The organism is Erwinia sp. L03-1 (assembly GCF_058686115.1).
In genome coordinates this window covers 4,036,498-4,051,549 of sequence record NZ_CM178762.1, presented here as the reverse complement: position 1 = coordinate 4,051,549, position 15,052 = coordinate 4,036,498, and the positions used below count along the sequence as shown (strand labels likewise).

Genomic DNA, 15,052 nt, shown 5'->3' with positions numbered 1-15,052 from the left:
TATCACGATGTTGAAAGACTGGGACTGGATCTTATTTGACGCTGACGACACGCTGTTTCACTTTGACGCCCGGGCAGGATTAACGCACCTTTTTCGGCAGTATGGCGTTGCCTTTAGCGCCGACGACTACAGCGAATACCAGGCCGTCAATCAGCCACTGTGGGTGGATTACCAGAATGGCGCCATCAACGCGATCCAGCTTCAGCATCGGCGATTCCAGAGCTGGGCCGACAGGCTTAAGGTGACTCCGCACGATTTAAACAGCGGGTTTCTGCGTGCGATGGCCGAAATCTGCGTACCGCTGGAGGGCGCAGTCAGCCTGCTTAACAGCCTGCGCGGCAGGGTGAAACTGGGGATTATCACCAACGGTTTTACTGCGCTACAGGAGATCAGGCTTACGCATAATGGCATGCTGAACACCTTCGATCTGCTGGTGGTATCGGAGCAGGTGGGCTATGCCAAACCTCATCCGGGCATCTTTGATTATGCGCTCAGCCAGATGGGGGACCCGGCCCGTGAGCGGGTGATGATGGTGGGAGACAATCCTGACTCCGATATTCTGGGAGGGATCAACTCGGGCCTGGCAACCTGCTGGCTGAATGCCCACCAGCGTCCCTTGCCAGCAGAAATTGTACCGACCCTGGAGGTGAAAACGCTACGCGAACTGGAAGTGTTTCTAAATGCTTAAGTTTACTTTTTTACCTTTTTCATACATAAAGTAGGGCTTTATGCGGGATTAAGCTCTGCTTAATCCGCATTTAAAACGACATTTCGATACTTTATCCTGTAGACGCCAGTCTCTTTTTTTTATCCCATCTCATTCCCCCTCTCTCATACTCCTTTTGGGGTATCCATATATACGTATTGGTAATTAAAAATAGCGAAAATTTAGATAATTTAATCTAAAAAATTCTTTTCAAGCACTTTTGTTTAAGAATTCTCTGCCTTTTCAGGTCCAGTCTTAGAAAATTTAACTTATTTTTAACACTTAAGTATTTCTTAACTCACGCACCGTGAGACTTCAATGTTGAATAAATGCAAAGACGCTGTAAACTTGCCGAAAATTCTTAAATCAAATAATTCTTTAGTTAAGAGTCGCGACTGAACGCGCAGGCTCGTGCGGTAGCTATGCCAGAATTAAGCAGAAAACTTATTGATTTAACTACAATTAAGCGATTGGGTTATTTGTACGCCTGGTTGGGAATATAATGTTTTTAAAATGTGATAAGTTTCATTAAGGTTATTATCACTTAATATTATTGCGCGTTTCAGTAATTGGAATGGGTACAACGTACGCATTATTGTCGTTTTAGCTGGTTTTTTCCCAAAAAAAGGGTAAGGAGCTGGAATGGAAACGGTACTGCCTCCTCCGTTTTCCCGGCCTTCTGCCCCTTTATCTGTAGTTTACATTGGTAAGTATTTTTTATCGGGCTGTGAAACGTGCTTTCTCAGCTCGCCAGCGGCGTGCTTCTGCGTCGCTGCCGCGGACATACCCCCTTAATTCTGTTGATGGCGAAGCGCCAGACTGGACTCCGCCTTTTATTATCTAAACTTCATGAGGATCATGGTGAAAATTCGAATCGCGTTAAGTCTGCTGTTTATTTTGACCGTTGCAGGATGTAAGGCTCCACCGCCGCCCCTGACGGACGACACCCTCGTTTCAAGCACCGTTGACGGCGTAAAGCTGACCTACCGACACGCTGTGCAGCCGCCAGCCACCTTTACCCCGGTTAACGAAGAGTACCGCGCGCTGTATAACGCCTCGGTGATGACGCGTCCGGACTTTGGCGGCAAGCTGGTGAGCTATCTCGATAACGGCAAGCCTTACACCGTGCTGGGTACGGTGGAAAACAACTGGTTTGCCCTTGCCGAACAGGGTCAGGAGCAGCTGATTGGCTATGTGCCGTTACGCGCCGTGGTAAAAAGCGATCTCTACGATAAAACCGTAAAGGCCGATTCCCGTCGCAAACGCGCTCGCGCCCCCGCTAAAAAGACCTGTGTGGCCGTCGCTGGCGACAGCAAGGCCTGCCAGAACAGCAATGGCGGAACCTGGATCATCGACTGATAACGCGCTAATGGCCGCATCATTATGAACAGAATGGTATTTTTTCGCCTGGTCCTCCAGGCGTTTTTCCTGATGGCGCTAAGCGTCATAGCGGGCTGCTCCTCCTCTTCACACAGCGAACCTTCTCAATACAGCCTGCTTTTTCGGGCTAATCCGCAGATCAATGACCGCGCGCCGCTTAAAGTCCGCGTCATGCTGCTGAAATCGGACGCCGATTTTATGTCTGCCGATTTCTATTCGCTGCAAAACAATGCGCCCGCCCTGCTGGGTAATAACCTGCTTAACAGCGAGCAGTTCTTCCTGATGCCGGGACAACTCAATAAAAAAATCAGCGGGCAGAGCACGTCAGACGCGCGCTATATCGGCATTCTGGGCGAGTACCAGTCGCTGGACGGTAAAAAGTGGCGGATCTCACTACCGCTACCTACGCCCGGCAGCGGCAGCGCGTACAAATTCTGGCAGTCCTCGTCAGACGAACTGAAGGCCGACATCATTGCAGACGTAAGCGGGCTGCGCGCCGTCAGCGAATAAGCATTGACTGATAACGGAAGCCATTATGAATAAAATCGAAAAAGTGGTCTGGACCGAGGGCATGTTTCTGCGCCCGCATCATTTCCAGCAGTCAGAAAGCTATCAGCAAAGCACCCTGCGCAACTGGTCACTGACCCAGCGGCCTTATCTGTGGGGATTTCTTGATTTTGAGATCGATGAAGCCATGCTGCGTCAGGGCAAAATTGCGCTGGGCTCCGCCAGCGGGCTGCTGCCGGACGGCACCTTCTTCTCTTTTCGCGACGGACGCAACGGCCCGCCGCCGCTGGCAATCAGTGATAATCAGAGTGCAGAAAAAGTGGTGCTGGCACTGCCTGCCCGGCGCAACGGCCGTGAAGAGGTGATCTTCAGCGAAGCGGCAGACTCGCTGGCCCGCTACGTCAGTTTCGAGCAGGAGGTGGATGACTTCAACGCCCTGTCGGTAGGGTCGGCCACGGTACAGTTTGGTCAGCTTCGCCTGCGGCTGATGCTCGAAAGCGAGCTGACCGCCGAATGGACCGCCATGGCGGTGTTTCGCGTACTGGAAAAGCGCAGTGACAACCAGGTGCGGCTCGACAGCAGCTACATCCCGCCGATGCTCAACTGCATTGCCCATCAGCAGCTGTTCGACTACCTGAGCGATATGCTGGGTCTGTTAGAGCAGCGCAGCCAGCAGATAGGCCAGCGGCTGCAACAGCCTGGCCGTTTTAACACGGCTGAGATGGTCGACTTTATGCTGCTGGCGCTGGTGAATCATCATGTCGGCCACGTCAGCCATCTGAAAAACCTGCCGCTGCTGCACCCGGAACAGCTCTTTTCCACCTGGCTGGCCTTTGCCAGTGAACTGACCACCTACACGCCGCAGCGATCGCCGGATGCCGCCCTGCCGGTCTACAACCATGACGATCTGGCCTGGTCCTTTAGCAAGCTGATGCTGATGCTGCGCCAGGGGCTGTCGCTGGTGATGGAAGAGAACGCCATCCAGCTGCCGCTTACCGAACGCTCCCACGGCCTGAACGTGGCGACCGTACCGGATGCCGCCATGGTGCGCGATTTTGGTTTTGTGCTCGCCGTGCGCGCCAACGTGCCGGGCGAAGCGTTGCAGACCCATTTTCCGGCGCAGATGAAGGTGGCACCGGTGACCAAAATACGCGATCTGGTGCAGCTTCAGCTGCCGGGTATGGTGCTGCGTGCTATGCCCGTCGCGCCGCCGCAAATCCCCTGGCATGCAGGCTACAGCTACTTTGAGTTAGAGAAAGGCAGCGAGCTGTGGCAGGAGATGGAAAAGTCCGGCACCTTTGCGCTTCATCTGGCCGGTGATTTTCCCGGACTGGCGATGGAGTTCTGGGCCATTCGTAGTCAGTCAGCCTGACGCAGGGAGCAACAATCATGCACGAACGACAGGCTACCGCGCAGAACGATCTCTTTTCAGGCGCGAGCAGTAATAATCCGCTGGTGGCGGCGGCTAACGGGCTGCTTAACGCTATCCCACAAATACGGCACTCGGTCACGCATGCTGACCCCGCCGGGCTGCGCCAGCGGCTGATCGATGAGATGCGCCAGTTTGAAATGAACTGCCAGCGCGCCAGCTTACCCTATGAAGTGATTATCGGCGCGCGCTACTGCCTGTGCACCGCGCTGGATGAGGCCGCCGCGCTTACCCCGTGGGGAAGCCGCGGCGTGTGGCCGGGGCAGGGATTACTGGTCACATTCCACAATGAAACCTGGGGCGGCGAGAAGTTCTTCCAGCTGCTGGCCAGGCTCTCACAAAATCCGCGCGAGCAGATTGCGCTGCTGGAGCTGATCAACTACTGCCTGCAGCTGGGCTTCGAGGGGCGCTACCGGGTGCTGGATAATGGCCGCTCGCAGCTGGAAACCATCAAGCAGCGCCTGCTCCAGATGATCCGCTCGGTACGCGGCGGCTATGCACCGCCGCTCTCACCGCACCCCGAAGACCATCCGGTTACCCGGAAGCTCTGGCGTCCGGTGGTGCCGCTCTGGGCCTGCTGTGCGCTGGTCGGCTTTCTGGCCTGCCTGTTCTACATCCTGCTGAACTGGCGGCTGGGCGATGCCACCAGCCCGGTGCTGGCGGCGGTCTATCAGACGCCGCTGCCGGAAGTCACCATTCAAAATCCGGCCCCGCCGCCGCCTGCATCCCTGAATCTGAAGGCGTTTCTGCGTCCGGAGGTGGAGCAGGGACTGGTTGCGGTGAAGGATGAAGCCGATCGCAGCGTGGTTACCCTCAAGGGCGACGGGCTGTTCACCTCGGGCTCCACCGCCGTGCGCGGGCGCTATGAAGCGGTGCTGGATCGCATTGCTCAGGCGATGAATAACGTCAATGGCCGGATCCTGGTGGTGGGGTACAGCGATAACGTGCCTATCCGCAGCGCGCGCTTCGCCTCTAACTATGAGCTTTCTCTGACGCGGGCGCAGTCGGTGCAGACGCGACTGCAACAGCATCTGACCCAGCCGCAGCGCGTGAAGGCGGAAGGGCGTGGCGAAAGCAACCCGCTGGTGCCGAACACCAGCGCGGAGAACCGCGCGCGCAATCGCCGGGTGGACATCACGCTGTTGGTTTCACCCGATAACACCCGGGCAGAAATGAACGGTTTGCAGCAAGGAAATTAACGGATGCTGAATATTCTTTTTGCCATCATGACCAACCGGCTGATGTGGGGATTTATCGGTATCACCGCGCTCTCCTTCATCATCTGGGTGATTGGTCCGGTGTTTTCCATCGTCGACTCCAGGCCGCTGGAGCCGGAAGTTAACCGACAGATCAGTATTGCACTGCTGTATATCGCCTGGGGCCTGAGCAATCTGGTGCCGCGCCTGTACAACGCCTGGCTGAACCGCAAGCTGATGGGCAGCCTGAAAACCACCCCCGGCGACGAGAATGACCCCAACCGTCAGCGTCTGACCAGTGAGGATCGGGTGCTGGCCGAGCGCTTCTCTGAAGCCTCGGAGATGCTGAAAAAGGCGCATTTCAGCCGCAGCAGCAACCGCCGCTGGACCCAGCGCTTTAGCCGCCAGTATCTCTATCAGCTCCCCTGGTATGTGATCATTGGCGCACCCGGCGCGGGGAAAACCACCGCGCTGGTCAATTCAGGGCTGCAATTCCCGCTGGCGGATCGCTTCGGTAAAGCGGCGCTGCGCGGCATTGGCGGCACGCGTAACTGCGACTGGTGGTTTACCAACGATGCCGTGCTGCTGGATACGGCAGGCCGCTACACCACCCAGGAGAGCGAGCAGCAGCAGGACGCGGGCGAATGGAACAATTTCATCGGGCTGCTGCGTAAATACCGCGGACGTCAGCCGATCAACGGGGTGATTGTCACCGTCAGCGTTGCCGATCTGCTGACGCAGTCGGCAGAGGCGACCCGGCAGCAGGCGCTCTCTCTGCGCCAGCGGCTGACGGAGCTGCATGAACAGCTGGGGATTCGCTTCCCGGTCTATGTGATGGTCACCAAAACCGACCTGCTGAAGGGCTTTCGCGCCTATTTTGGCAACTTGGATAAGGCGCAGCGTGACCAGGTCTGGGGCTTTACCTTCCCGTGGGAGCATTCAAAACACGCCGACTTTGACCTGGCCGGCGCCTGCACCCAGGAGTATGCCCTGCTGCAACAGCGTCTGGATGCCGGACTGCCGGACAGGCTGCTACAGGAGAGCGATGGTAAAGCCCGCGCCGAAAGCTATCTGTTCCCGCAGGAGTTTGCCGCCCTGCGCCCGCTGCTGTTTGAGTATCTGGAAACGGTATTTGCCCGCTCCAATTTTGAAACGCAGTTTTCACCGCGCGGCATCTACTTTGCCAGCGGCACCCAGGAAGGGCTGCCGTTTGACCGGGTAATGGGTGAGCTTAACCGCGCGCTCCAGCTACCGCAGGAGGACGCGGGCACCAGCGGTGCCTGGGATAACGTCAACAAAGAGTCTCCTATCCCGGCGAACAAAGGGCAGAGCTTCTTCCTGAAAGACCTGCTGCAAAACGTCATTTTCCAGGAAGCCGGGCTGGCGGGCAGCAACCGCTGGTGGGAGCTGCGTAACCGGGCAGTACTCTGGTCGGGCTATCTGCTGCTGGTGGCCGCGCTGGTGATTGCCGGTCTGCTGTGGGCAACCAGCTTTAGCAACAATAAAGCCTATCTGAAAGAGGTGAACGCGAAGGTGCCGAAGGTGGTGGCGCAGAGCAAAAACCTCCAGGCCGGCGATTTGACTGACCTCTACGCGCTGCTGCCGTTCCTGAACGGCGTGCTGCACCTGCCGGACAGCGAATCCTTCGATCTGAATCATCCGCCGATCACCCGGCGAATGGGGCTGTATCGCGGCGTTGAGGTCAGCGATGCGACCCAGGCGCTCTATCAGAAATCGCTCCAGCAGCTGCTGCTACCTCAGGTCGCGCAGATGATCACCACCTGGCTGCGTAACGACAACGGCAGCGATGCCGACTACAGCTACGAGGCGCTGAAAGCCTACCAGATGCTCTACCAGCCGAAGCACTACGATGGCAAATTCCTGCATGCCTGGGTGATGCTGAATATCCAGCGTAACCAGCCGCAGAACGTCACGCGCGAGCAGATCAAACAGCTTGGCTGGCATCTGTCGCAGCTGCTGGAGACGCAGATACAGGCCTCGCCCTATGCGCGGGACGATGCACTGGTAAAGCGCGAGCAGGCGCTGATTAATCAGATGCCGCTGTCGCAGCGCGTCTATGGACGACTCCGGCGCCTGCTGGAAAAAAGCGACGGTCTGCCATCGGTATCGCTGGCCTCGCTGGGCGGTCCGCAAAGCGAGCTGGTGCTGTCGCGGAAAAGCGGTAAGGCGGTCAGCGAGGGCATACCCGGTCTGTATACGCCGGAGGGCTACTGGAACAGCTTCGATAAAAATATCGACAGCGTGACGGCGGCACTGCACGACGACGACCAGTGGGTGCTGGGTGGTCAGGTACAGGGAGAAACCAAAGCGCAGACCGACCTCGCGGTCCGTCAGCTCTATATGGCCGACTATATGCGGCAGTGGGATGGGCTGCTACAGGATATCCAGCTGAACAACAGCGCTGACCTCTCGCAGCGCATCAACGCCGCGCGGGTGCTCTCCGGCAACAATTCGCCGCTGCGTAAGCTGGTGATCAACCTCAGCCACTACCTGATGCTGGAGAAAGCCGCCCCGGCCGATGACAAAGCCCAGGCGGGCGAGGACAAGGGCAGCACCGCCCGCAACACGCTGGATGCGCTGTTCCGTTCGCGCGAGCAATCCACAGCCGCAAGCCAGCAGCAGCAAACGCCTGAGCAGTCAGTAACTGCTCACTTCGCACCCGTTATAGAGCTGGCACAGCCGCTGGAGAAAGGCGGTAAAACCATCGCCTTTGACGACTTCCTGAAGCAGATCGACGACCTCTATCGCTACCTGACGGCGGTGCAGGATGCGGCAAACAGCGGCATGCCGCCGCCCTCCGGTGATGCCATCAGCCATCTGCAGGCCAGCGCCGGTCGCCTGCCAGGATCGCTGCAAAATATGTTTACCAGCATGGCCGTCGGCGCCAGCAGCGACACCCAGCGCCGCGACCTCGACAACGTGCGCAAGCGCATTAACGTTGAGGTGGGCAGCTTCTGCCGCCAGGCGATTGCCGGGCGCTATCCCCTGTCGCGGTCGGGGCGTTCAGAAGTGACGCCGGACGATCTGGCACGGATGTTTGCGCCGGGCACCGGGCTGATGGACAGCTTCTTCCGCGATAACCTGGCGAACAAGGTCGATACCACCCAGGCGGCCTGGCGCTTCACCCCGGGCATTGATGGTAAAACGCTGCCGGGGGGCGAAGGGGTGCTGCGGCCTTTCCAGCAGGCGCAGAGCATTCGCGACGCCTTCTTTGCTAACGGCGCGACCACGCCGTCATTCCGCGTGACCGTGCGCACGGTGCGGATGGACAACGATATTCTGACCATGACGCTGGATGTCGACGGCCAGCAGCTGCGCTACAGCCACGGGCCGCAGGCGGTCCAGCTGATGAGCTGGCCAGGGCCGGGCGGCACCAGCCAGGTAAGAATGCAGCTCGGCCTGGCCGACGGCACCACCGCCACGCTGGTCACCAACGGTGCCTGGGCGCTAAACCGCTTCTTTGACCGCGCCGAGCGGTCAGGCGGCGGCAGCAGCCTTAGCAAACAGGCCGCTTTCAACGTCAATGGTCACCATATTACGCTGGAATTCACCCCCAACAGTATTCGCAACCCGTTTCAGCTTCCCGGGTTCTCATGCCCCTAACCGTCAGGAAATGATGATGAGCCAGACACCTGCGATTGGCTGGTACGGGAAATTGCCCAGTGCCGGAGACTTCTTAAAACGCCGCTTCCCCGATGCCATCTGGCAACAGTGGACCAACTGGTTCCAGGTGGGACTGCTTAACTGGCAGAAAAACGAAGAGCAGCGGCCCGAGGGCGAACGTAAGTTCAGTAGCGCGCCGGTGTGGAACTTTGTCGTGCCGCCGATGCTGGGTAGCCAGCTGGTGCAGATGGGCTGCCTGCTTCCAGCCTGCGACAGCGTGGGCCGCCAGTATCCGGTCTGCGCGCTGCTAACCTTTTCGCCGCAGAGCTGGTCACCGTCACAGCTGGCGATGGCCGGCGAATGGTATCAGCAGCTGGGGCGCGCGCTGCTTCATGCGGTGCGCAATGGCTATTCGGCTGAACAGCTCGACCGCTCGCTGCTGGCCATCCCCGCGCCGCCGCTGCCGACGGAAGAGGAACAGTCCGACATTCTGGACGTGATTGGCTACGCCGAACGGCCCACCACCCTGAGCTGGCGGCAGGTATCGGATTGCTTTGATCCGCAGCAGTACACCAGCTTCTGGTGGACCAACCAGACCGATGGCTACCCGCTCTACACCCAGGTGCACAGCGGCAACTTTACCGGCCAGCTATTTTCGATGCTGTTTGACCCGGCGGCAGGTGCCCGACCGGGACGCCACGGCCTTTATCCGCCGATGTTTGAGTAATGAGCAAGGGAGCACTATGAATATCGACGCGCTACTTACCCCGGTCAGCAGCGACCAGCCCTGCGGTGAGAACCTGGAATATGATGCCGACTTTATGGCGATGGACCAGGCCAGTGCGGGCAAAGCGGAACAGCAGTTTGGCGACACCATTATTCCTGCCGAACCGGCAGACTGGAACCGGGTTGAGCGGCTGGCCAGCGACCTGCTGACCCGCAGCAAGGATCTGCGCATTATGCTGGCGCTGACCCGCGCCTGGACCCAGCTAAAAGGCCTGACCGGCTACGCCAGTGGCCTGGCGCTGATCGAAAGATCGCTGGTGGCCTGGTGGGAGCCGCTGTGGCCGGTGCTGGAGGAGGACGGCGAACGCGATCCTTTCTACCGCATCAACGCGCTGGCGGCGTTAGGAGATAAGTCAGCACTTACTAGCGCTCTGCGTCAGGCACCGCTTCTGCGCAGCGCCTCCGATGAAATCTCCCTGCGCGACGCCTGTGCGCTGCTCGACGGCAGCAAAACCGAATGTCCCGACTACCCCGGCGGTCGCGCGCGGCTGATCGACGAGCTGGCGCGGGGTGGACAACCCGGCGTGGACGCCATTATTAAGATAAGTGAGCGTTTACAAACCATTCGCCAAACCCTGGTGCAGCACCTGGGTGAAACCGGCGTTCCCGAGATGGAGCAGCTAATAAAAACGGTCTCAACCGTGGCGCAGGCCTGCGAGGTGACCGACCTCTCAACGCTTATCCCTGCCGCATCCGCGCCAGGCGAGACCCCGCCCGTATCTGGAGCACCGGAAGTGAAAGCGGTCAGCGGCCACACCGACTGGCGCAGCGCACAGCCGGGTTCACGGGCCGATGCGCAGCTGATGCTGGAAAAAGTGAAGCAGTACTTTGTTCAGCACGAGCCCAGTCATCCGGCTCCGCTGATGATCGACCGCGTACAGCGGATGATCGAGATGGACTTTATGGACATCATTCGCGATCTGGCGCCCGACGGCGTCCATCAGCTGGAAAATATTTTCGGACGCCGCGACGGCTAAGTCGCCCGTTCATTTCTCTCTTTACCGCGCATACCAATGGAGAACACCATGGCAATCAGTAAATCCAGTGGGCAGAAATTCATCGCCCGTAACCGCGCGCCGCGCGTACAAATTGAGTACGACGTGGAGATCTATGGTGCGGAACGTAAAATCCAGCTGCCGTTTGTAATGGGCGTGATGGCTGACCTGGTCGGCAAGCCGGTTGAGGGCCTGCCGTCCGTGGACGAACGTAAGTTCCTTGAAATTGATATCGACAACTTCGACGAACGGATGAAATCGCTCAAGCCGCGCGTCGCCTTCCAGGCTGACAACACCCTGACCGGTGATGGCCGCCTGAATATCGATCTCACCTTCAATAGCATGGAAGACTTCTCGCCGGATGCGGTTGCCCGCAACGTTGAGCCGCTAAATCAGCTGCTGGATGCGCGGACACAGCTCTCTAACCTGCTGACCTATATGGACGGCAAAAACGGTGCGGAAGAGCTAATCTCGAAAATTTTGCAGGATCCAACGCTGCTGAAATCGCTGAGCCACCTGCCGAAGCAGGATGAATCAGCGGATAAAGGTCAGGAGGAGTAACCGATGAGCAATCCATCCCAACAGCAGCAGTCGCAGGAGCAGCAGGCCTGGAGCCAGGACGAGTTCAGCGCGCTGCTGAATAAAGAGTTCCGGCCAAAAACCGACTCGGCCCGCTCGGCGGTAGAGAGCGCGGTAAAAACCCTGGCGCAGCAGGCGCTGGAAAACACCGTCACCGTCTCCAGCGACGCCTACCGTACCATCCAGGCGCTGATTGCCGAGATCGACGAAAAGCTGTCGCAGCAGGTCAACCAGATTATTCACCATGAAGACTTCCAGAAGCTGGAAGGCGCGTGGCGCGGTCTGAGCTACCTGGTGAACAACACCGAAACCGACGAGATGCTGAAAATCCGCTTTATGAGCATCTCCAAACAGGAGCTGGGCCGCACCCTGAAGCGCTATAAAGGCGTGGGCTGGGACCAGAGTCCGATCTTTAAGAAGATCTATGAAGAAGAGTACGGCCAGTTCGGCGGCGAGCCGTTCGGCTGCCTGGTGGGCGATTACTATTTCGACCACAGCCCGCAGGACGTTGAACTGCTGAGCGAAATGGCGCGCATCGGCGCGGCCTCCCACTGCCCGTTTATCACCGGCACCGCGCCGGGCGTGATGCAGATGGAGTCCTGGCAGGAGCTGGCGAACCCGCGCGATCTGACCAAGATTTTCCAGAACAGCGAATACGCCGCCTGGCGCAGCCTGCGCGAGTCAGAAGATGCGCGCTACCTCGGCCTGGTGATGCCACGCTTCCTGGCGCGCCTGCCTTATGGCATTCGCAGCAACCCGGTCGACGCCTTTGATTTTGAGGAAGAGACCGAAGGGGCGAACCACGCCAACTACACCTGGACCAACGCCGCCTACGCGATGGCGGCCAACATCAACCGCTCATTTAAAGAGTACGGCTGGTGTACCTCTATTCGCGGCGTGGAGTCCGGCGGTGCGGTAGAAAACCTGCCGTGCCACACCTTCCCGAGCGATGACGGCGGCGTGGACATGAAGTGTCCAACCGAAATCGCCATCAGCGACCGTCGCGAAGCCGAGCTGGCGAAAAACGGCTTTATGCCGCTGGTTCACCGCAAAAACTCCGACTTTGCCGCCTTTATTGGCGCGCAGTCGCTACAGAAGCCTGCCGAATACCACGACGCTGACGCTACCGCCAACGCCCGTCTGGCCTCGCGCCTGCCGTACCTGTTCGCCTGCTGCCGCTTCGCGCACTACCTGAAGTGCATCGTGCGCGACAAAATCGGTTCATTCCGCGAGCGCGACGAAATGGAACGCTGGCTGAACGACTGGGTAATGAACTACGTCGACGGCGACCCGGCCAACTCCTCGCAGGAAACCAAATCCCGCAAGCCGCTGGCCTCTGCCGAGGTGCTGGTGGAAGAGATCGAGGACAACCCCGGCTACTACGCGGCTAAGTTCTTCCTGCGTCCGCACTACCAGCTGGAAGGCCTGACCGTTTCCCTGCGCCTGGTCTCCAAACTGCCGTCGCTGAAATCTAACGACGCCTGAGGCAATTCGCGGCGGTGAAGAGGGTTGTACGGGGCGGAGATGGCCCCGTGCACCAGACTCAATCAGTAGAGGAAGCCGAGTCATGCTGAAAAAAACAGGCTTAATCTTCCTGCGACTGGCCCTGACCTGGCTTGCAATGTTTATCTTTATTTGCTGCGTAGGTTATTACGGTCTGATCTTTAACTGGCATATCTCAGGCGCAGGCATTGCTGTTAACGCCGTAATAATTATTGTCGCTATTTCTGCGTCTGTTGTCATTTATGGCGTTGCAGAAAAAATGAAGAAAGTCATCAGTCCATTTACTTGATGTGAATGGCATTATTTATCTGAAAATCTCATGTAGCGATATTCAGAATAGAGGCAGAGGTAAAATATGGACTGTTTTATTCAGCCCCATGCTTTCCTGTTTGCCATATCAGTGCTTTATCTAAAGCAAATTTTTAACTAAACAAGAGTAGATAATCATGGCTATTGATATGTTTATGAAGGTTGATGGTGTCACCGGCGAGTCTAAAGACTCTAACCATACCGGCTGGACCGATATTACATCTTTCTCATGGGGCGCGACTCAGCCGGGCAATATGTCTGTTGGCGGCGGCGGCGGTGCGGGGAAAGTTAATTTTAATGACCTGCATGTAGAGGCTTTGATCGACAAGTCTACTACTGCGTTGCTTAAGAACAATGCCAGCGGTAAGCATATTGCTAAAGTTGAGCTTTCAGTGTGTAAAGCAGGTGGCACTCAGGTTGAGTACACCCGTATCACGCTGGAAGACGTTCTGGTCACATCAGTCCAATATAACGGCGCTGATAACGGAGATACCGTAGCAATGACCTATGGTTTCCAGGCTTCCAAAGTTAAACAGCAGTACTGGGAGCAGAGCTCATCCGGCGGCAAAGGTGCAGAAAGCAGCGCTGGCTGGAACATTAAAGAAAATAAAGAAGCGTAATTGGAACAAGCGATTTCCTTAACGGAGATTGCTTTTCTTTATTGATATTATCTGCAGGTAAGGTGTAAGTATGCCTGCAGATAATATATAGCAAAGAAGGGGGGGGGCATGAATATATCTGGGTCTGTGGGGCAGGGTGGTAAAAATAATCCTGCCGATGTAAAAGCGGTGCAAAAATTATTAAAACAAAACGGTTTTCCTCAGCTTCAGGATGATGGTGCTTATGGGCCAAAGACTCTTCAGGCAATTAAAAACTACCAGTCAAAATTCCTTAATAACCCAGATGGGTTGGTAGATCCAGGTGGCAGAACGTTTAGAAAACTAGCAGCAGGAAACTCGCAAGGTGCACCATCGGGCATTCCGCAGGAAAACAGACACCTGAACTCTGGTCGGTTAACGGTAAGTTTGGGTCAAGTTACATTTGATGCTGAAGGCAATGATAATCCTCACAGCCCTTCTTTCAGTCGCCACATTCACTGGCCTAAAGGTGTTTCAGGCGTCACTATTGGGCGTGGTTACGATATGGGGGGGCGTACACCGGATGCAATTTATCATGACTTGACCAGAGCGGGTGTTCCTTCAGATCAGGCTGAGCTGCTTTCCCATGCTACGAAACTAACAGGTACATCTGCCCAAAAGTGGGTCATTGAGCATAAAAATGAGTGCGGCCTTATAACTCGTGAAGCTCAGGCTAGACTGTTTGAACTTATTTATCCCGGTTACGCTTCAAGAGGAAAAGCAATCTATCTGAGTAAAACTGCAGAGTTTCCTGAGCGGACAGCCTGGGAAAATCTCAAAGCTCCGATCAGGGACATAGCTGTTGATTTTGTCTACCAGGGGCTCGGATTTGTTAGAACGATGAAGGCATGTATGAGTAATGATATTGACACGTTGATTCAGTTCATTGAACATAACGCTCAGGTACAGAGTTACGAAGGTGGGCGGCAACGTGCTAATTATCTTAGGAAAAATCGCTAAATTTAAGGTCAAAACGGAAATGAAAATTATATTACCCGCTATGGTAGCCTGTTCATTTTTCTTCATGTGCACAGCACAAGCAGCCGAAGATTGCTCAAAAAAAACAAGTGATCCTGAAGTATTTACCTGTGCTGAGCATAATCGAACCGTAGCTGAGAAAGCGCTAAATACAGAGTACTCTGCTGCTAAAAAAAGAATAGATGAAACATTTCCTGGTCAGGAAAGTGAAAGGAAAGACTATCTCGGGGTATTTCTAGATTCACAACGTGCCTGGTTAAAATATCGTGATGGTCAGTGCAAACTGTTTGCACATGTAGCAAATAAAAATAGTAATCCTTATATGGTTTTTACCAACAATTGTATCGCAAAACTTGATGAAGAAAGAACAAAGGAATTAAAGGAGATTCCGTACGATTAATTCACTTCCGCTAAAAGTAGAT

The 15,052-nt window shown here is 56.2% G+C and carries 14 protein-coding genes; all 14 read left to right on the top strand.

Annotated features, from left to right (window positions below; genetic code table 11):
• The first annotated feature begins 7 nt into the window (after positions 1-7).
• The 14 genes from yjjG (at position 8) to AC4PCC_RS18460 (ending at position 15,030) form a co-directional block, all read left to right on the top strand.
• On the top strand, positions 8-688 hold the full coding sequence (gene yjjG / locus AC4PCC_RS18525) for a pyrimidine 5'-nucleotidase (protein ID WP_492125501.1): 681 nt from the start codon (positions 8-10) through the stop codon (positions 686-688).
• Between the two features lie 879 nt (positions 689-1,567).
• Complete coding sequence (locus tag AC4PCC_RS18520) at positions 1,568-2,065, top strand: hypothetical protein (RefSeq protein WP_067704611.1); 498 nt, start codon at positions 1,568-1,570, stop codon at positions 2,063-2,065.
• Positions 2,066-2,089: 24 nt separating this feature from the next.
• Positions 2,090-2,596: a type VI secretion system lipoprotein TssJ gene (gene tssJ, locus AC4PCC_RS18515; RefSeq protein WP_492125500.1), complete on the top strand. Its 507-nt coding sequence runs from the start codon at positions 2,090-2,092 to the stop codon at positions 2,594-2,596.
• Between the two features lie 25 nt (positions 2,597-2,621).
• On the top strand, positions 2,622-3,965 hold the full coding sequence (gene tssK / locus AC4PCC_RS18510) for a type VI secretion system baseplate subunit TssK (protein ID WP_492125499.1): 1,344 nt from the start codon (positions 2,622-2,624) through the stop codon (positions 3,963-3,965).
• A gap of 17 nt (positions 3,966-3,982) precedes the next feature.
• Positions 3,983-5,221: a DotU family type VI secretion system protein gene (locus AC4PCC_RS18505; RefSeq protein ID WP_492125498.1), complete on the top strand. Its 1,239-nt coding sequence runs from the start codon at positions 3,983-3,985 to the stop codon at positions 5,219-5,221.
• A 3-nt stretch (positions 5,222-5,224) separates the two neighbouring features.
• A complete protein-coding gene (tssM, locus tag AC4PCC_RS18500) occupies positions 5,225-8,842 on the top strand; it encodes a type VI secretion system membrane subunit TssM (RefSeq protein ID WP_492125497.1) in 3,618 nt (1,205 codons plus the stop codon).
• A 16-nt stretch (positions 8,843-8,858) separates the two neighbouring features.
• Positions 8,859-9,569 (top strand): type VI secretion system-associated protein TagF, encoded by a 711-nt coding sequence (gene tagF / locus AC4PCC_RS18495; RefSeq protein ID WP_067703818.1) that lies wholly within the window; start codon positions 8,859-8,861, stop codon positions 9,567-9,569.
• A 16-nt stretch (positions 9,570-9,585) separates the two neighbouring features.
• Entirely contained in the window at positions 9,586-10,605 is a 1,020-nt protein-coding gene (tssA, locus tag AC4PCC_RS18490) for a type VI secretion system protein TssA (RefSeq protein ID WP_492125496.1), read from the top strand.
• 48 nt (positions 10,606-10,653) lie between these two features.
• Positions 10,654-11,184 (top strand): type VI secretion system contractile sheath small subunit, encoded by a 531-nt coding sequence (tssB, locus tag AC4PCC_RS18485; protein WP_067703812.1) that lies wholly within the window; start codon positions 10,654-10,656, stop codon positions 11,182-11,184.
• A 3-nt stretch (positions 11,185-11,187) separates the two neighbouring features.
• A complete protein-coding gene (tssC, locus tag AC4PCC_RS18480; RefSeq protein WP_067703809.1) occupies positions 11,188-12,687 on the top strand; it encodes a type VI secretion system contractile sheath large subunit in 1,500 nt (499 codons plus the stop codon).
• A gap of 82 nt (positions 12,688-12,769) precedes the next feature.
• On the top strand, positions 12,770-12,994 hold the full coding sequence (locus tag AC4PCC_RS18475) for a hypothetical protein (RefSeq protein WP_067703806.1): 225 nt from the start codon (positions 12,770-12,772) through the stop codon (positions 12,992-12,994).
• A 157-nt stretch (positions 12,995-13,151) separates the two neighbouring features.
• Entirely contained in the window at positions 13,152-13,634 is a 483-nt protein-coding gene (locus tag AC4PCC_RS18470) for an Hcp family type VI secretion system effector (RefSeq protein WP_416249622.1), read from the top strand.
• A 108-nt stretch (positions 13,635-13,742) separates the two neighbouring features.
• Positions 13,743-14,612: a DUF8812 domain-containing protein gene (locus AC4PCC_RS18465; protein WP_492125495.1), complete on the top strand. Its 870-nt coding sequence runs from the start codon at positions 13,743-13,745 to the stop codon at positions 14,610-14,612.
• Positions 14,584-15,030 carry a lysozyme inhibitor LprI family protein gene (locus AC4PCC_RS18460; RefSeq protein ID WP_492125494.1) on the top strand — a complete coding sequence of 149 codons (447 nt, stop codon included), beginning with the start codon at positions 14,584-14,586 and terminating at the stop codon, positions 15,028-15,030. The genes AC4PCC_RS18465 and AC4PCC_RS18460 overlap by 29 nt, the downstream gene beginning before the upstream one ends.
• The last annotated feature ends 22 nt before the right edge of the window (positions 15,031-15,052 follow it).

Excerpts from the sequence above, each read along its gene's own strand:
- yjjG (WP_492125501.1), top strand. The coding sequence starts at position 8 with ATGTTGAAAGACTGGGACTGGATCTTATTTGACGCTGACGACACGCTG.
- tssJ (WP_492125500.1), top strand. The coding sequence starts at position 2,090 with ATGAACAGAATGGTATTTTTTCGCCTGGTCCTCCAGGCGTTTTTCCTG.
- tssK (WP_492125499.1), top strand. The coding sequence starts at position 2,622 with ATGAATAAAATCGAAAAAGTGGTCTGGACCGAGGGCATGTTTCTGCGC.
- AC4PCC_RS18505 (WP_492125498.1), top strand. The coding sequence starts at position 3,983 with ATGCACGAACGACAGGCTACCGCGCAGAACGATCTCTTTTCAGGCGCG.
- tssM (WP_492125497.1), top strand. The coding sequence starts at position 5,225 with ATGCTGAATATTCTTTTTGCCATCATGACCAACCGGCTGATGTGGGGA.
- tagF (WP_067703818.1), top strand. The coding sequence starts at position 8,859 with ATGAGCCAGACACCTGCGATTGGCTGGTACGGGAAATTGCCCAGTGCC.
- tssA (WP_492125496.1), top strand. The coding sequence starts at position 9,586 with ATGAATATCGACGCGCTACTTACCCCGGTCAGCAGCGACCAGCCCTGC.
- tssB (WP_067703812.1), top strand. The coding sequence starts at position 10,654 with ATGGCAATCAGTAAATCCAGTGGGCAGAAATTCATCGCCCGTAACCGC.
- tssC (WP_067703809.1), top strand. The coding sequence starts at position 11,188 with ATGAGCAATCCATCCCAACAGCAGCAGTCGCAGGAGCAGCAGGCCTGG.
- AC4PCC_RS18475 (WP_067703806.1), top strand. The coding sequence starts at position 12,770 with ATGCTGAAAAAAACAGGCTTAATCTTCCTGCGACTGGCCCTGACCTGG.
- AC4PCC_RS18470 (WP_416249622.1), top strand. The coding sequence starts at position 13,152 with ATGGCTATTGATATGTTTATGAAGGTTGATGGTGTCACCGGCGAGTCT.
- AC4PCC_RS18465 (WP_492125495.1), top strand. The coding sequence starts at position 13,743 with ATGAATATATCTGGGTCTGTGGGGCAGGGTGGTAAAAATAATCCTGCC.